At 65.6% G+C, this 15134-nt stretch carries 14 protein-coding genes; 6 read left to right on the top strand and 8 right to left on the bottom strand.

From position 1 onward, the window contains the following. Positions 1–9: 9 nt before the first annotated feature. Positions 10–2196, bottom strand: a complete 2187-nt coding sequence (locus tag JI745_RS03935; protein WP_201803907.1) for a sodium-translocating pyrophosphatase — start codon at positions 2194–2196, stop codon at positions 10–12. A gap of 240 nt (positions 2197–2436) precedes the next feature. On the opposite strand from JI745_RS03935, the gene ppa reads away from it, so the two are divergent. Both ppa and JI745_RS03925 read left to right on the top strand, forming a co-directional pair. Next, on the top strand, positions 2437–2970 hold the full coding sequence (gene ppa / locus JI745_RS03930; RefSeq protein ID WP_201803906.1) for an inorganic diphosphatase: 534 nt from the start codon (positions 2437–2439) through the stop codon (positions 2968–2970). A 136-nt stretch (positions 2971–3106) separates the two neighbouring features. Continuing rightward, positions 3107–5791 (top strand): pitrilysin family protein, encoded by a 2685-nt coding sequence (locus tag JI745_RS03925; protein WP_236674897.1) that lies wholly within the window; start codon positions 3107–3109, stop codon positions 5789–5791. On the opposite strand, the gene JI745_RS03920 is transcribed toward JI745_RS03925, so the two are convergent. Continuing rightward, positions 5781–6950, bottom strand: a complete 1170-nt coding sequence (locus JI745_RS03920; RefSeq protein WP_201803902.1) for a GNAT family N-acetyltransferase — start codon at positions 6948–6950, stop codon at positions 5781–5783. The two genes, JI745_RS03925 and JI745_RS03920, sit on opposite strands and share 11 nt — an antisense overlap. Between JI745_RS03920 and JI745_RS03915 the strand changes: the two genes are divergently transcribed. Then, positions 6951–8624 carry an NAD+ synthase gene (locus JI745_RS03915; RefSeq protein WP_201803900.1) on the top strand — a complete coding sequence of 558 codons (1674 nt, stop codon included), beginning with the start codon at positions 6951–6953 and terminating at the stop codon, positions 8622–8624. 35 nt (positions 8625–8659) lie between these two features. Further along, the gene (locus JI745_RS03910) at positions 8660–8998 is read left to right on the top strand and encodes a P-II family nitrogen regulator (RefSeq protein ID WP_201803898.1); all 339 of its coding nucleotides are present in this window, start codon (positions 8660–8662) and stop codon (positions 8996–8998) included. 52 nt (positions 8999–9050) lie between these two features. Here JI745_RS03910 and JI745_RS03905 read toward each other — a convergent pair whose 3' ends face one another. The 6 genes from JI745_RS03905 to JI745_RS03880 are packed head-to-tail and all read right to left on the bottom strand — an operon-like array spanning position 9051 to position 12414. Beyond that, positions 9051–9635 (bottom strand): TIGR00730 family Rossman fold protein, encoded by a 585-nt coding sequence (locus JI745_RS03905; RefSeq protein ID WP_310738478.1) that lies wholly within the window; start codon positions 9633–9635, stop codon positions 9051–9053. Beyond that, a complete protein-coding gene (locus JI745_RS03900) occupies positions 9632–10009 on the bottom strand; it encodes a diacylglycerol kinase (RefSeq protein WP_201803894.1) in 378 nt (125 codons plus the stop codon). Before JI745_RS03900 ends, JI745_RS03905 begins: the two co-directional genes overlap by 4 nt. A 32-nt stretch (positions 10010–10041) precedes the next feature. Continuing rightward, positions 10042–10581, bottom strand: coding sequence for an RDD family protein (locus JI745_RS03895; protein WP_201803892.1), 540 nt, complete (start codon positions 10579–10581; stop codon positions 10042–10044). Then, positions 10578–11372, bottom strand: a complete 795-nt coding sequence (locus tag JI745_RS03890) for a DUF3106 domain-containing protein (protein WP_201803891.1) — start codon at positions 11370–11372, stop codon at positions 10578–10580. The genes JI745_RS03895 and JI745_RS03890 overlap by 4 nt, the downstream gene beginning before the upstream one ends. Positions 11373–11386: 14 nt before the next feature. Then, on the bottom strand, positions 11387–11851 hold the full coding sequence (locus JI745_RS03885; RefSeq protein WP_201803889.1) for a DUF3619 family protein: 465 nt from the start codon (positions 11849–11851) through the stop codon (positions 11387–11389). Then, the gene (locus JI745_RS03880; protein ID WP_201803887.1) at positions 11848–12414 is read right to left on the bottom strand and encodes an RNA polymerase sigma factor; all 567 of its coding nucleotides are present in this window, start codon (positions 12412–12414) and stop codon (positions 11848–11850) included. Before JI745_RS03880 ends, JI745_RS03885 begins: the two co-directional genes overlap by 4 nt. A 237-nt stretch (positions 12415–12651) precedes the next feature. Between JI745_RS03880 and JI745_RS03875 the strand changes: the two genes are divergently transcribed. Together JI745_RS03875 and ilvN are read left to right on the top strand one after the other, a co-directional pair. Continuing rightward, the gene (locus JI745_RS03875) at positions 12652–14427 is read left to right on the top strand and encodes an acetolactate synthase 3 catalytic subunit (RefSeq protein ID WP_201803886.1); all 1776 of its coding nucleotides are present in this window, start codon (positions 12652–12654) and stop codon (positions 14425–14427) included. A 154-nt stretch (positions 14428–14581) separates the two neighbouring features. After that, complete coding sequence (gene ilvN / locus JI745_RS03870; protein ID WP_201803884.1) at positions 14582–15073, top strand: acetolactate synthase small subunit; 492 nt, start codon at positions 14582–14584, stop codon at positions 15071–15073. Positions 15074–15134 lie beyond the last annotated feature (61 nt).

Raw genomic sequence — 15134 nt, 5'->3', positions numbered from 1 at the left:
CGATGCGCTTTACCGGCTGGCCGCACTGGCGGGCGCGGCAGGAAGCGAGGCGGGTGCCGCCGGCGTGGCCGCCGCAGGCGCCGAAGCAGCAGTCGGTGCGCTGTGCGTCGCCGTACTGCTGGTCGCCGCAGTCATCGGCAGCAAAGGCACGATCAACAGCGCCACGATGTTGATGATCTTGATCAACGGGTTCACCGCGGGGCCGGCCGTGTCCTTGTAGGGGTCGCCCACGGTGTCGCCGGTGACAGCCGCCTTGTGCGCATCGGAGCCTTTGCCACCGTGATGGCCGTCTTCGATGTATTTCTTGGCGTTGTCCCAGGCGCCGCCGCCCGTGCACATCGAGATCGCGACGAAGAGACCGGTCACGATGGTGCCCATCAGCAGGCCACCCAGCGCGGCAGGGCCGAGCAGGAGGCCGACCAGGATTGGCACGATCACGGGCAGCAGGCTCGGCACGATCATTTCCTTGATCGCGGCCGTGGTCAGCATGTCGACCGCCTTGCCGTATTCGGGCTTGCCGGTGCCTTCCATGATGCCCTTGATGTCGCGGAACTGCCGGCGCACTTCTTCCACCACCGAGCCCGCTGCGCGGCCGACGGCCTCCATCGCCATGGCACCGAAGAGGTAGGGGATCAGGCCGCCGATGAAGAGCCCCACGATCACCATGTGGTTCGACAGGTCGAAACTCACGTGCATGCCGCGCGCTTCGAGCGCGTGCGTGTAGTCGGCAAACAGTACCAGCGCCGCAAGGCCGGCCGAGCCGATGGCGTAGCCCTTGGTCACCGCCTTGGTGGTGTTGCCCACAGCGTCGAGCGGGTCGGTGATGTCGCGCACGCTGTCGGGCAACTCGGCCATCTCGGCGATGCCACCGGCGTTGTCGGTGATGGGGCCGTAGGCGTCGAGCGCCACCACGATGCCGGCCATGCTGAGCATGGAGGTCGCAGCGATGGCGATGCCGTAGAGGCCGGCCAGCCAGTACGACACGACGATCGCGATGCAGACGAAGATCACCGGCCACGCGGTCGACTTCATCGACACACCCAGGCCCGCGATGATGTTGGTGCCGTGGCCGGTGGTCGAGGCTTGCGCGACGTGCTGCACCGGCTTGTAGTCGGTGCCGGTGTAGTACTCGGTGATCCACACCATCGCCGCGGTCAGCACGAGGCCAACCACGCAGGCGCCGAAGAGCGACATCGCGCTCACCGTGCCGCCGCCCACCAGTGCGACCGGTGCCGGGAACATGGTCTTCGCGACGAAGAAGAAGGCGATCAGCGACAACACGCCCGCGACGATCAGGCCGCGATAAAGCGCAGGCATCACGTTCTTCATGCCGGGCGAGGCCTTCACGAAGCTGCAGCCGATGATCGACGCAATGATCGACACCGCACCCAGCACGATCGGGAAGACCACGGCATTGATCGAGCCGCCCGTGACCATCAGCGCGCCAAGTGCCATGGTGGCGATCAGCGTCACGGCGTAGGTCTCGAAGAGGTCGGCGGCCATGCCGGCGCAGTCGCCCACGTTGTCGCCCACGTTGTCGGCGATCACCGCCGGGTTGCGAGGGTCGTCTTCCGGGATGCCGGCCTCGACCTTGCCGACCAAGTCGGCACCGACGTCGGCGCCCTTGGTGAAGATGCCGCCGCCCAGACGCGCAAAGATCGAGATCAGCGACGAGCCGAAGGCAAAGCCGAGCAGCGGCTTGAGCAGCGTCGACAGCGAACCGTCGGCCACAGGCTTGCCCGAGTTGATGAGGTACATGAAGAACACCGTCACCCCCAGCAGGCCCAGGCCCACCACCAGCATGCCGGTGATCGCGCCGCCCTTGAAGGCCACATTGAGCGCAGGGCCGATGCCTTGTGTGGCGGCCTGCGCGGTGCGCACGTTGGCGCGTACCGAGATGTTCATGCCGATGAAGCCGCAAGCGCCCGAGAGCACTGCGCCGACGACGAAGCCTGCGGCTGTCGTCACGTCAAGGAAGATGCCGATGAGCACGGCGAGCACCACGCCGACGATGCCGATGGTTCGGTACTGCCGGGCCAGGTACGCCGCGGCGCCCTGTTGAATGGCGCCCGCAATCTCCTGCATGCGGGCGTTGCCAGCGTTCTGGCTCAGGATCCAGCTTCTCTGAACGAAGCCGTAGAGAACTGCGGCAATGCCGCAGGCCAGCGCAAAGTAGAGCGCCAAGTTCGTCGACATCAGTGGGACTCCTCTTATCGGTTGTTCAAACACGTGAGAGAGACGGGCCCAGCGCTACTTCACCCCCGAGCAGAGGTACGGCCGGGTCTGCGGCGCATGCTACGGGGTTGCCCCCGTACTGGCAACGAACACCGCATGGTGTTTTCCATCGGTCATTCGCGGCCGACGCGACAGCGTCGTTGGCATGGATGCCGCGGCTACACTTCGGGTTTTCCCGCGCATTACACAGAGACAACGACCATGAGCCTTCACAACGTGACCCCTGGCGCCAAGGCGCCCGAGCAATTCAACGTCATCATCGAAATTCCGATGAACGCCGACCCGATCAAGTACGAGGTCGACAAGGAGAGCGGCGCGATCTTCGTCGACCGCTTCATGACCACGGCGATGCACTATCCCTGCAACTACGGCTACGTGCCGCAGACGCTGTCGGACGACGGTGACCCGGTCGACGTGCTCGTGATCACCCCGTTCCCGCTGACGCCTGGTGTGGTCGTGACCTGCCGCGCCATCGGCGTGCTGAAGATGGAAGACGAAGCCGGCGGCGACAGCAAGGTGCTCGCCGTGCCGATCGACAAGATCCTGCCGATCTACACCCACTGGCAGAAGCCGGAAGACATCAACCAGATGCGCCTCAAGGCCATTCAACACTTCTTCGAGCACTACAAGGACCTCGAAGCTGGCAAGTGGGTGAAAGTCGTGGGCTGGGAAGGCCCCGAGTCGGCGCGCCAGGAGATCGCAAACGGCATCGCGGCCTACAAGCCCGGCAAGTGAGGCCTGAAGTTCTGTTTTCGTACAGAGGGAGCTCCGGCTCCCTTTTTTCATGCTGGAACCCGGTCTTTGGAGCGGGCTCTACACTGACCTGTTGTTTGTCCAAGAGGTGCCGATGCTGCGTCGATTGCTGGGTCTCATGTTCGTCCTTTTGCTGCAGCCCGCGGTGGCGCAGACGCTGCCTGCGGGTGTGACGAAGGGGCCGTCGGTCGAAGGCATCACCGAGTACCGCCTGGCCAATGGCCTGCAGCTTCTGCTCATCCCCGACGACTCGAAGCCGACGACCACGGTCAACATGACCTACCGCGTGGGCTCGCGCCATGAGAACTACGGCGAGACCGGCATGGCGCACCTGCTCGAGCACCTGCTCTTCAAGGGCACGCCCAAGACGCGCAACGCGCTGGGCGAATTCACCAAGCGCGGCTTGAACGCCAACGGCAGCACCTGGTTCGACCGCACCAACTACTTCGCCAGCTTCGCCAGCAACGACGAGAACCTGAGGTGGTACCTCGACTGGCAGGCCGATGCGATGGTCAACAGCTTCATCGCCCGCAAGGACCTGGACACCGAGATGACGGTGGTGCGCAACGAGATGGAGATGGGCGAGAACAGCCCCGAGCGCATCCTCTTCGAGAAGACGCTGGCCACGATGTACCAGTGGCACAACTACGGCAAGAACACGATCGGCGCGAGGGCCGACGTCGAGAACGTCGACATCCCGCGCCTCCGGGCCTTCTACCGCCAGTACTACCAGCCCGACAACGCGACGCTCATCGTGGCGGGCAAGTTCGACCCCGCGAAGGTGCTGGGCTGGGTTCAACAATCGTTCGGCAAGCTGAAGAAGCCGGCTCGGAAGCTGCCGACGCAGTACACCCTCGACCCGGTGCAGGACGGCGAGCGCAGCGTGACGCTGCGTCGCGTGGGCGGCGTGCCGCTGCTGATGGCGGCGTATCACGTGCCGGCAGCGGCCCACCCGGACTTTGCGGCGATCGAGGTGCTGAATCAGATCCTGGGTGACACGCCATCGGGCCGCTTGCACAAGCGGCTCACCGCCAGGCAACTCGCAGCAGGCACATATGCCTTCTCGCAAGGGCTGGCGGACCCCGGCTTTGCGATCTACGGTGCGCAGCTTGCGCCGGGGCAGGACGTCGACAAGGCCCGCGGCGAGCTGCTGGCCACGGTCGAGTCCATCGCCCAGGAGCCCATCACCGAAGAAGAGCTGAAGCGGGCACAAGGGCAGTGGCTCAAGGCCTGGGAACAGGCCTTCACCAACCCGGAGACAGTGGGCGTGTCGCTCAGCGAATCGGTGGCGCAAGGCGACTGGCGGCTCTTCTTCCTGTTGCGCGACCGGGTGCGCGATCTCAAGCTTGCTGATGTGCAGCGGGTGGCCGTCGAGCGCTTGCTGCTGTCGAACCGTACGCTCGGCACCTACCTGCCGGTGGATGCGCCGGCACGTGCGCCTGCGCCAGTCAGGCCTGATGTGGCGGCCGAGCTGAAAAGCTTCAAACCGTTGGCGGCGGCCGCCGCGGTGCAGGCTTTTGACGCCTCGCCGGCCAACATCGACCGCCTGACCCAGCGCTTCGACATCGGTGGCCTGAAGGTAGCGGTGCTGCCCAAGGGCGCGCGAGGTGGTGCGGTGTCCGCGCTCCTGACGTTGCGCTTCGGCGACGAGAAGACGCTCTTCGGACAAGGCGAGGTGCCGGAGTTCGTGGCCGCCATGCTCGACAAGGGCACGGCCACGCTCTCGCGCCAGCAGATCCAGGACAGGCTCGACGCGCTGAAGACCGAGATGCGCATCGGCGGGGGTGGTGGTGTCGTCACCGTGAGTCTGACCTCGCGGCGCGACACCTTGCCCGACGCGATCGCGCTCGTGGGCGACGTGCTGCGCAACCCCTCATTCCCGCCCGAAGTGCTCGAGGAGCTGAAGCGCGCGGCGCTGGCCGACATCGAGCAGCAACGCAAGGAGCCCGAGGCGCTGGCCGACAACGCGGTGTCGCGCGCGATGAACCCGTACCCGCGCGGCGACGTTCGCTACACCAGCAGCTTCGACGAGATGGTGGCCGACATCAACGCGGTGACGGTCGACCAGCTCAAGGCCTTCCACAAGCGCTTCTACAGCGCGGCGCGCAGCGAGTTCGGTGCGGCCGGCGACTTGGACGTTGCGGCCTTGCGGGCTGCGCTCGACAAGGCCTTCGGCGGCTGGTCCGGCGGCGAGCCCTACACGCGGGTGCCACGCCCCATCGCCGCAGTGAAGCCGCAGCGCCTCCAGCTGCCCGCACCTGACAAGCAGAATGCGACGCTGCTGGTCCGCCAGAGCGTGCCGCTGCACGACCTCGACCCGGACTACCCGGCCTTGTCCATGGCCAACTACCTGCTCGGCACCGGTGGCCAGTCGCGCTTGTGGAAGCGCATTCGCGAAGACGAAGGCCTGTCGTACGACGTGCGCACCGGCATCCTGTGGAACAGCCACGAGCCGCACTCGATGCTGCAGGGCAGTGCGATCTTCGCGCCGCAGAACCTCGCAAAGGTCGAAGCGGCTTTCCGGCAGGAGCTCGCGCGGGCGCAGAAGGACGGCTTCACCGCGCAGGAGCTGGCCGAAGGCAAGCGGGGCCTCCTGGCATTTCGACGCCTCTCACGTGCGCAGGACCGCAACTTGGCCAGCGCACTGGCGAACAACCTGGACCTCAACCGTACGTTCGAGGTATCTGCGCGCGTGGACGACGCCCTCGGCAAGCTCACGCTGGAACAGGTGAACACGGCGCTGCGAAAGTACGTGAAGCCCGAGAGCTTCGTGACCGCCGTTGCCGGCGACTTCAAGCCTTGAAGGGCTGGCGCTCGTTGAGCTCGTCGAGGTAGCTCTCGACGCCGGCGCCTTCGCGCGACAGGAAATCGGCCACGGCTTGCGCGAACTGCGGGTGCGCCAGCCAGTGCGCCGACCAGGTCTGCACCGGCATCAGGCCGCGCGCCATCTTGTGTTCGCCTTGCGCGCCGCCTTCGAAACGCTGGTAGCCCTGGGCGATGCACCAGGCGAGCGGCTGGTAGTAGCAGGCCTCGAAGTGCAGACAGGAGATGTGCTCGGTCGCGCCCCAGTAGCGGCCGTAGGCAGCGCGCCGTTCGGGGTCGATCACGATCAGCGAAGCAGCGATGCGCTTGTCGTCGCGTCTTGCGATGAAGAGCAGCCAGTGCTCGGGCATGGTGTTGGCCATGCGCTGGAAGAAGTCGCGCGTGAGATAGGGCGAGGAGTGGTGCGCCCGGTAGGTGAGGGTGTAGCAGCGGTAGAAGAAATCCCAGTCGTCGCGTGAGATGTCTGCGCCTTGCAAGGCGCTGAAGGTGACGCCCGCTTCGATGACCTTGCGGCGCTCCTGCTGGATCTTCTTGCGCTTCTCGCGCTGCAGGCTCGACAGGAAATCCGCGAAGTCGGCATACCCCTCGGGCCGCCGGTTCTGCCAGTGGAATTGAACCGTGCTGCGCATCATCCAGCCGGCGTCTTGGGCTGCTTCTTGGTCGGCATCGTCGAGAAAGAGCACGTGAGCCGACGAAAGCTTGGCGTCCGTGGCGATCTGGGCCATGCCGCGCAGGAGCGCCACGCGCGACGCCGCGTCGCGCGCGAGCAGCCGGGGGCCCGGCACTGGCGTGAAGGGCACGGCGCTGAGCAGTTTGGGGTAGTAGCGCAGGCCGTGGCGCTGGTAGGCATCGGCCCACGCCCAGTCGAACACGTACTCGCCATAGGAGTGCGACTTCAAGTACAGCGGGCAGGCGGCGACCAGCGTGTCGCCGTCGTGCAGGGTGAGGAACTGCGGCTGCCAGCCGGTCTCGTCGATGGCGCTTTTCGACTCGTGCATCGCGGCGAGGTACTCATGCCGCATGAAGGGCGTGGCGCTGGGCTGTTGATCGAGCAGCAAGTTCCAATGCGCGGCGTCCACTTGGCCCGGGTGGTCGTGGACCCGAATGACATAATTCTTCGAGCTTCTTTCCTCACGCATATGTCATCGAACGCATCGGTCAAGGTTGCAATCGCGCAGATCAACGCAACCGTGGGTGATCTGGCCGGCAACGCGCGCAAGATCGTGGAGTTCTCGCGCCGTGCGCATGCGGAAGGTGCGCGTCTCGTGCTGGCTCCGGAGCTGGCGCTGTGCGGCTACCCACCCGAAGACCTGCTGCTGCGGCCCGCGTTCATGCAGTCGTGCGCGCAGGCGCTCGCCGAGTGCGCGCAGGCGTTGGCCGATCTGCCGGGGCTGCATGTGGTGGTGGGGCATCCGCATCAATGGGGCGAGCGCGGCGATGTTAGGTCGAAGTCGCATGCCGTGCAGCAGCGCTTCAATGCGGCCTCGGTGCTGCAAGGGGGGCGTGTCGTCGCCACCTACTGCAAGCGGGAGTTGCCCAACTACCAGGTGTTCGACGAGCGGCGCTATTTCGCCTCGGGCCGCGACGCGGGGCAGGGCCCGCTCGTCATCGAGATCGACGGCCTGACCTTCGGCATCAACATCTGTGAAGACGCCTGGTTCGACGAGCCGCCGCGTGCGGCCAAGGCGGCCGGTGCACAGGTGCTGTGCGTGCTGAACGCGTCGCCCTTCCACCTTGGCAAGGTGGCCGAGCGCGAAGAGCGCATGCGGCTGTGCGCACGAGACACTGGCATGCCGGTGCTCTATGCGCACCTGAGCGGCGGGCAGGACGAGGTCGTCTTCGATGGCGCGTCCTTTGCCCTCGATGCGACGGGGCAGGTTGGTGCACGGGCGCCGTTCTTCGAGGAGTCGCTGCTGGTGGTCGAGGTGAGTGCGAGCGAGGTGCGCGGCGCCGTCGCGCCGGTGCCCGAGATCGAGGCACAGGCCTGGGGCGCGCTCGTGACCGGCGTGCGCGACTACATCGGCAAGAACGGCTTCCCCGGGGTGCTGCTGGGCTTGAGCGGTGGCATCGACTCGGCGCTGGTGCTGGCGGTGGCCGTCGATGCGCTCGGCCCCGACAAGGTGCGCACGGTCATGATGCCGTCGCCCTACACGGCCGATATCTCCTGGATCGACGCGCGTGACATGGCCGAACGCCTGGGCGTGCGCTATGACGAGATCTCGATCGTGCCGATGTTCGAAAGCTTCCGGCAAAGCCTGGCCGCTGAATTTGCCGGCCTGAAGGAAGACACGACCGAAGAGAACATCCAGGCCCGCATCCGCGGCATCCTGCTGATGGCCCTGTCCAACAAGTTCGGCTCCATCGTGCTGACCACCGGCAACAAGAGCGAGATGGCGACCGGCTACTGCACGCTGTACGGCGACATGGCCGGCGGCTTCGCGGTGATCAAGGACGTGGCCAAGACCCTCGTGTACCGCCTTGCTGCCTGGCGCAACGCGCAGGGGCGCGAGATCATTCCAAAGCGAATCATCACGCGCCCGCCCTCGGCCGAGCTGCGCCCTGACCAGAAGGACCAGGACAGCCTGCCTCCCTACGAGGTGCTCGACGCCATCCTGCAGCGCTACATGGAAGAGGACCAGAGCATCGACGAGATCGTCGCGGCGGGCTTTTCTCCGGCCGACGTGGAGCGCGTCACTCGCCTCATCAAGATCAACGAGTACAAGCGCCGCCAGGCGCCGGTGGGCATCCGCATTACCCATCGAGCTTTTGGTAGGGATTGGCGCTATCCCATCACGTCGAAGTTCCGCGCTTAAACTACGTCCATCCTTTTGTTGCCTCGGAGTCCTCCATGAAACAGATCACCGCGATCGTGAAGCCCTTCAAGCTCGAAGAAGTGCGTGAAGCCCTCGCCGAGGTCGGCGTGACCGGTCTCACCGTGACCGAGGTCAAGGGCTTCGGCCGCCAGAAGGGCCACACCGAGCTGTACCGCGGCGCGGAATACGTCGTCGACTTCCTGCCCAAGGTGAAGGTCGAGGTGGTGGTGAAAGACGGCGATGTTGATCGATGCATCGAAGCCATCGTGAAGGCCGCCAAGACCGGCAAGATCGGTGACGGCAAGATCTTCGTCACCGCAGTGGAGCAGGTGGTGCGCATCCGCACCGGCGAGACGGACGAAGCCGCGGTCTGAACGCACTGGCTCCCCGCCGGAAAGAAGCCCGCTGCGAGCGGGCTTTTTCTTTTCAGATCTTTCGGTAGTCGTCGGGAGCCGTGGCCATCTTCGCATCGCGCGCCAGGCGCTCCAGCAGGTCGACGGCGTCGGCGGACGATTGCAGCAGCGGGCGTTGTGCCGCCGGTACGAACCCTTGGGCGACGCTCTGGTCGAGAAAAGCGAGCAACTGGTCGTAGTAGCCCTCGACATTGAGCAGGCCGACCGGCTTGTCGTGGTAGCCAAGCTGGCGCCAGGTCCACACCTCGAACAACTCCTCGAAGGTGCCGATGCCGCCGGGCAGGGCCAGAAAGGCATCGGCCCGTTCGGCCATCATCTGCTTGCGCTGGTGCATGGTGTCGACCACGTGCAGCTCGTGCAGGCCGGTGTGGCCGTGTTCGCGGTCCATCAGCGATTTCGGGATGACACCGACCACGCGGCCGCCGGCTGCCAGCACCGCGTTGGCGACGGCGCCCATGAGCCCGGCGTTGCCTCCGCCGTAGACAAGTTGCCATCCGCGTTCGCCGATCAGCGTGCCGACGTGGCGCGCTGCCGCCTCATAGCCGGGCTGGTGCCCGACCTTGGAGCCGCAGTAGACGCAGAGCGAGAAGGTGCTCACGGGAACTGGTGCCACAGGGCAGCTGCCCAGACGCTGCCGCACAGCACGAGCGAGAGGAACACGGCGGCGCTGGCCAGGTCCTTGGCGCGCTTGGAAAGGTCATGCCACTCGAACGACACGCGGTCGACGACGGCCTCGATGCCCGAATTCAAGAGCTCCACGATCATCACCAGCAGCACGCTGCCGGCCAGCAAGGCCACCTCGACCCAGCCGCGGCCGACCCAGAACGAGGCCGGGATCAGCACGAGGGCGAGCCACGTCTCCTGGCGGAAGGCGCTCTCCCCGCGGTAGGCCATCTTGAGGCCATCGAACGAATAACCCGTGGCGCGGATGATCCGGTCCAGGCCGGTGCGCCCCTTGAAGGAATTGCTCATGGGCGACGATTGTGCCCGGCAAGTTTGACGGTCTATGTCGTGGCGGGGCGCCGGGGGTCCGGCGTGGTGACGAGGCGTGTGCCGCACAGCGCGTCGTGCCAGAACTGGCGCTGCGGATGGAGCCGAGAGAGCAACGCGTAGACGACGATGCCGATGCCGACAGCCGTGAGCTCGGTGGTTGCAGACCAGTGGTTCAGTTTGGCCAGGAGATAGGCCGGTGCGATCCAGAGCGCGCAGGCAGCAAAGCGCAGGGCCGCGCGCGTGACGGTCAACGGGGCACCTGTCGCGGTGACGACCTTGATGCGCCAGGTCTGCATCGGCAAGGTCTGGCCGCGGCGCGTCCAGAACCACACGAAATAGAGGCCCCAGACGGCCACGCCGACGATCTGCATGATCACGTGGTACGAGGTGGCCGTGGCCGCGCCGGTGATCTTCAGGACGAGGGTGCCGACGAAACCCGACACCAGGGTCACGCCGAACAGCAGCAAGGCCTCGTAAAGCAGGCAGGCCAGACGTCGGCGCAGGCTGGGTGCCTGCAGTTCGCCGCCCTGCGCGGCCTCACGGGAAGTCATTGACGGGCAGGAGCGGAGGCTGGAGCAGCCGCCGACCGTGTCGCAGCGCCTTGCGGGCCGCGCTTGGGCAGCAAGGTCGACTGGTCGACGAAGCCCGGGGTCACGGCGATCTTGGGCAAGCCCGCAGGCTGGTGCGCTGGCGGGTTGGGCCGCTTGGTGATCAGGTTGGTGGTCGCACCGGGCTGCGCCTGGGCGACAGTGGGCGCCACGGGCTTGGGCTTGGGGGCGTACGACGGGTTGGGCACGACGTTCGACTTGAGAGGGCTCGTCGCCACGGCGCCTTCAGTGGCGGGCCTGCGGGCGGGAGGAACGGGTGCGGCTTTCGCGGCGAGTTGCTGGCGTTGCTCGGGCGGCAGCGCGTTGTAGGCCTCCCACTTGGCCTTGCGCTCCTGAACGGGCACCTGCTGGGCCTCCCGGAAGTTCAGGCGCGCTTGGCCGCGCTCGGGCGGGGTCATCTTGGCCCATTCGGCCATGCGGTTCTGGATGCGCGCCTGTTCGGCGGGTGGCATCGACGGAAACTTGTTCGCGATGTCGATCCACTTCGAGCGGCGCGGGCTGTCGATCCGGCCCCATTCGGCTTCCAGCGGTCGAAGGGCTTGCTGCTGGCTCTGGCTCAGCGACGACCAGGGCGTGCCTTCGGTGACCTTCGGGACCGGCCGACCGGACGTTGCCGAAGGGGCGGGTTGCGCCAGGGCGGCCGAGGTGCCGCAAGCGAGCACCGCCACGACCCACGCAACCCGGCGCAGCGCAAGGCGGCTGCGCTGAAGGGAGTCAGGGCGGGCGGGGTGCACGACTGCGACTCCGGTCAATCGCGAGGAGTCTTCAAGAACTCGACGAAGCCGGGGTCGCTGTAGGCCGCGGGAGGCAGGTCGTCGGCGAGGATCGAGGCGTCGATCTCGGCCGCGGCCGCAATCTGGTTCTGGGTGTGGATGCGCTGGATCAGCACCAACCCGCCAACGAGCACCAGCAAGGGCATCCACGCGGCGATCTGCACCCACCAGCCGGGGCGGCCGTCTTGCGGGTTGCCCAGGGTGAGGGTGCTGCCTCCGTTGTCTACGGCGGCCGAGGCGGACGTGGTGGCGGAGGAGGCGGCCCGGGCAGCCTGGGCGCGCTGGAGGGCCTGCTCACGGGCGAAGCGCAGCCGTTCGCTCACGTCTTGAGGGAGTGCGGCAGCGCGTTCCGTCAGCCGAGCCGTCATGCGCAAAGCGAGCCGGGCCTCCATGGCTTCCAGCTCCGCCGGTGCATAAGGACGAAGTTCAGTGCGGTTCATAGCTCAATTCCCTTTGCCTTCAGGGCATCGGCCAAGGCGTGCACTGCGCGTGAGCAGTGGGTCTTGACGCTACCCTCCGAGCACCCCATCACGGCGGCTGTCTCGGCGACATCGAGTTCTTCCCAGTAACGCAACAGAAAGGCTTCTCGTTGACGCGCGGGCAGCTTGGCCACTTCACCATCGATGGCTAGCAGGATCTGCGCCCGTGAAACCGAGTCTGCGGCGCTCTCCGAAGCTGATGAGTCATTCTCAGCCGCCAGAGTTTCCAGCAGATCGAAATCTCCGTCCTCGGATGAGGATTCGTACTCGGAAAAATTGCGCACGACCGCGTTGCGCACCTTCTGGCGGCGGAACCAGTCCATCGTGGCGTTGGACAGGATGCGCTGGAAGAGCAGGGGAAGTTCTGCCGCGGGCCGGTCGATGTATTTTTCGGCGAGGCGGATCATCGAATCCTGGACGATGTCCAGCGCCGCATCGTCGTCCCGGACGGCGTACGCAACGCGTTTGAAGGCGCGTCTCTCAACGCTCTTCAGGAAGTCCGCAAGTTCTTTGTCAGATGCCAAGGAGGTGCGCCTCGGGCGGGGCCGCTCAAAACGGCGGGGATTATGTCACTCGCCCACTCGGGCACCACGCCTCGTAGTTTGGCGTTCTATAATCCGCGTTCGCACATCATCTGGTCTCAATTTGGCGCCCGACCTGGGCGCCTGTGTTTTTGACCGAGCAGGCACCACACCCGCTTCACGAGAGCGAGGAGAGGTGCACCGATGGTTTTTCGTTAGAGAAATTCACAAAGGTTCAACATGGACATGTCTGCCGCGGACATCAAACGCGCCGCCTCGGCGCAGCCGCAAAACTCCCCCTCTGCCGAGCCCAATGGCTCGGAAATCCTGGTCCGCTGCCTTCAGGCCGAAGGCGTGAAATTCCTCTGGGGCTACCCCGGTGGTGCGGTCCTATACATCTACGACGCCCTGTACAAGCAGGAGAGCATCGAGCACATCCTGGTTCGCCACGAGCAAGCGGCGATCCACGCGGCCGACGGCTACGCCCGTGCGACCGGCGACGTCGGCGTCGCACTCGTGACCTCGGGCCCTGGCGTGACCAATGCCGTGACCGGCATCGCGACCGCGTACATGGACTCGATCCCGATGGTGATCATCACCGGCCAGGTCCCCACGCCGGCGATCGGCCTCGACGCCTTCCAGGAATGCGACACCGTCGGCATCACGCGCCCGATCGTCAAGCACAACTTCCTGGTGAAGGACGTGCGCGACCTCGCGACGACCTTGAAGAAGGCCTTCCACATCGCCCGCACCGGCCGCCCTGGGCCGGTGGTGGTCGACATCCCGAAGGATGTCTCGCTCAAGACCGCTCCGTTCCACTACCCGGCGAGCGTCGAGATGCGCTCGTACAACCCGGCGCGCAAGGGCCATGGAGGCCAGATCCGCAAGGCCGTGCAGTTGCTGCTGGCGGCCAAGCGCCCCTATATCTACACCGGCGGCGGCGTAGTGCTGGGCAACGCCTCGGCCGAACTGCGGGAACTGACCAATCTGTTGGGCTACCCGTGCACCAACACGCTGATGGGCCTGGGTGCCATTCCGGCGAGCGACCCTAAGTTCCTCGGCATGCTGGGCATGCACGGCACCTACGAAGCCAACATGACGATGCAGAACTGCGACGTCCTGCTGGCCGTGGGCGCCCGGTTCGACGACCGTGTGATCGGCAACCCGAAGCATTTCGCCACCGTCGAGCGCAAGATCATTCACATCGACATCGACCCGTCGTCGATCTCCAAGCGCGTCAAGGTCGACATCCCCATCGTGGGCGACGTGAAGGATGTGCTGCAGGAGCTGATCGCCCAGATCAAGGAAGCACAGGCCAAGCCTGACGTGCAGTCGCTGTCGGCCTGGTGGGGCCAGATCAACGAATGGCGCAAACGCGAGTGCCTGAAGTACAAGAACAGCACCGAGGTCATCAAACCTCAGTACGTCGTCGAGACGCTGTGCGAGCTGACCCGCAACCGCGACACCTACATCACCTCCGACGTCGGCCAGCACCAGATGTGGGCGGCGCAGTTCTACCGCTTCGAGGAGCCTCGCCGCTGGATCAACTCCGGCGGCCTGGGCACGATGGGCGTCGGCCTGCCGTACGCGATGGGCATCAAGATGGCCAAGCCCGATTCAGACGTGTTCTGCATCACCGGCGAAGGCTCCATCCAGATGTGCATCCAGGAATTGTCGACCTGCCTGCAGTACAAGACGCCGGTCAAGGTGGTCTCGCTCAACAACCGCTACCTCGGCATGGTGCGCCAGTGGCAGGAACTGGACTACCAGGGCCGCTACTCGCACAGCTACATGGACGCGTTGCCCGACTTCGTGAAGCTCGCCGAGGCCTATGGCCACGTCGGTCTGCTGGTCGAGAAGCCGGGCGATGTGGAACCGGCCCTGCGCGAAGCCATCAAGCTCAAGGACCGCACCGTTTTCCTCGACATCCGCACCGACCCCACGGAGAACGTCTGGCCGATGGTGCAGGCCGGCAAGGGCATCTCGGAGATGCTGCTCGGGTCCGAAGACCTGTGAAGCGCTGAACCCAGCCAGGGGTGGTGCGTTACCGCGCCCACCCGACCGCCTGGGAGACGCGCCGAACGCCTTCGGCCAATTCAACTTCACTCACGGACAGCGTGGCCAAGGGCCATGGGTTACCGCCCATGTCCTGAAGAGCGCGCTACACACCATGAAACACATCATTGCCCTGCTGCTGGAAAACGAACCAGGAGCCTTGTCGCGCGTGGTCGCGCTGTTCTCGGCCCGCGGCTACAACATCGAAAGCCTCACGGTCGCGCCGACGGAAGACCCGTCGCTCTCGCGCATGACCATCGTGACCACCGGGTCCGACGACGTGATCGAGCAGATCACCAAGCACCTCAACCGCCTGATCGAAGTGGTGAAGGTCGTCGACCTGACCGAAGGTGCCTACACCGAGCGCGAGCTGATGCTCATCAAGGTGCGCGCCGTCGGCAAGGAACGCGAGGAGATGAAACGCATGGCCGACATCTTCCGCGGCCGCATCATCGACGTCACCGAGAAGAGCTACACCATTGAACTGACGGGCGATGCGTCCAAGCTCGATGCCTTCATCGAAGCCCTGGACCGCACCGCCATTCTGGAAACCGTGCGCACCGGCACCAGCGGGATCGGGCGCGGCGAGCGCATCCTGCGCGCGTGAGTCCCTCACCGAAAATCCCCGAAACCCGCTTTGAACTGACGACAGAGAGAAGGAGCTAGAC

It is taken from the genome of Piscinibacter sp. HJYY11, from assembly GCF_016735515.1.
Classification (GTDB): Bacteria; Pseudomonadota; Gammaproteobacteria; order Burkholderiales; family Burkholderiaceae_C; genus Rhizobacter.
Note: the sequence above shows the minus strand (reverse complement) of the source record. Positions and strands in the feature narration are given on the sequence as shown.

Excerpts from the sequence above, each read along its gene's own strand:
- JI745_RS03935 (WP_201803907.1), bottom strand. The coding sequence starts at position 2,196 with ATGTCGACGAACTTGGCGCTCTACTTTGCGCTGGCCTGCGGCATTGCC.
- ppa (WP_201803906.1), top strand. The coding sequence starts at position 2,437 with ATGAGCCTTCACAACGTGACCCCTGGCGCCAAGGCGCCCGAGCAATTC.
- JI745_RS03925 (WP_236674897.1), top strand. The coding sequence starts at position 3,107 with ATGTTCGTCCTTTTGCTGCAGCCCGCGGTGGCGCAGACGCTGCCTGCG.
- JI745_RS03920 (WP_201803902.1), bottom strand. The coding sequence starts at position 6,950 with ATGCGTGAGGAAAGAAGCTCGAAGAATTATGTCATTCGGGTCCACGAC.
- JI745_RS03915 (WP_201803900.1), top strand. The coding sequence starts at position 6,951 with ATGTCATCGAACGCATCGGTCAAGGTTGCAATCGCGCAGATCAACGCA.
- JI745_RS03910 (WP_201803898.1), top strand. The coding sequence starts at position 8,660 with ATGAAACAGATCACCGCGATCGTGAAGCCCTTCAAGCTCGAAGAAGTG.
- JI745_RS03900 (WP_201803894.1), bottom strand. The coding sequence starts at position 10,009 with ATGAGCAATTCCTTCAAGGGGCGCACCGGCCTGGACCGGATCATCCGC.
- JI745_RS03895 (WP_201803892.1), bottom strand. The coding sequence starts at position 10,581 with ATGACTTCCCGTGAGGCCGCGCAGGGCGGCGAACTGCAGGCACCCAGC.
- JI745_RS03885 (WP_201803889.1), bottom strand. The coding sequence starts at position 11,851 with ATGAACCGCACTGAACTTCGTCCTTATGCACCGGCGGAGCTGGAAGCC.
- JI745_RS03875 (WP_201803886.1), top strand. The coding sequence starts at position 12,652 with ATGGACATGTCTGCCGCGGACATCAAACGCGCCGCCTCGGCGCAGCCG.
- ilvN (WP_201803884.1), top strand. The coding sequence starts at position 14,582 with ATGAAACACATCATTGCCCTGCTGCTGGAAAACGAACCAGGAGCCTTG.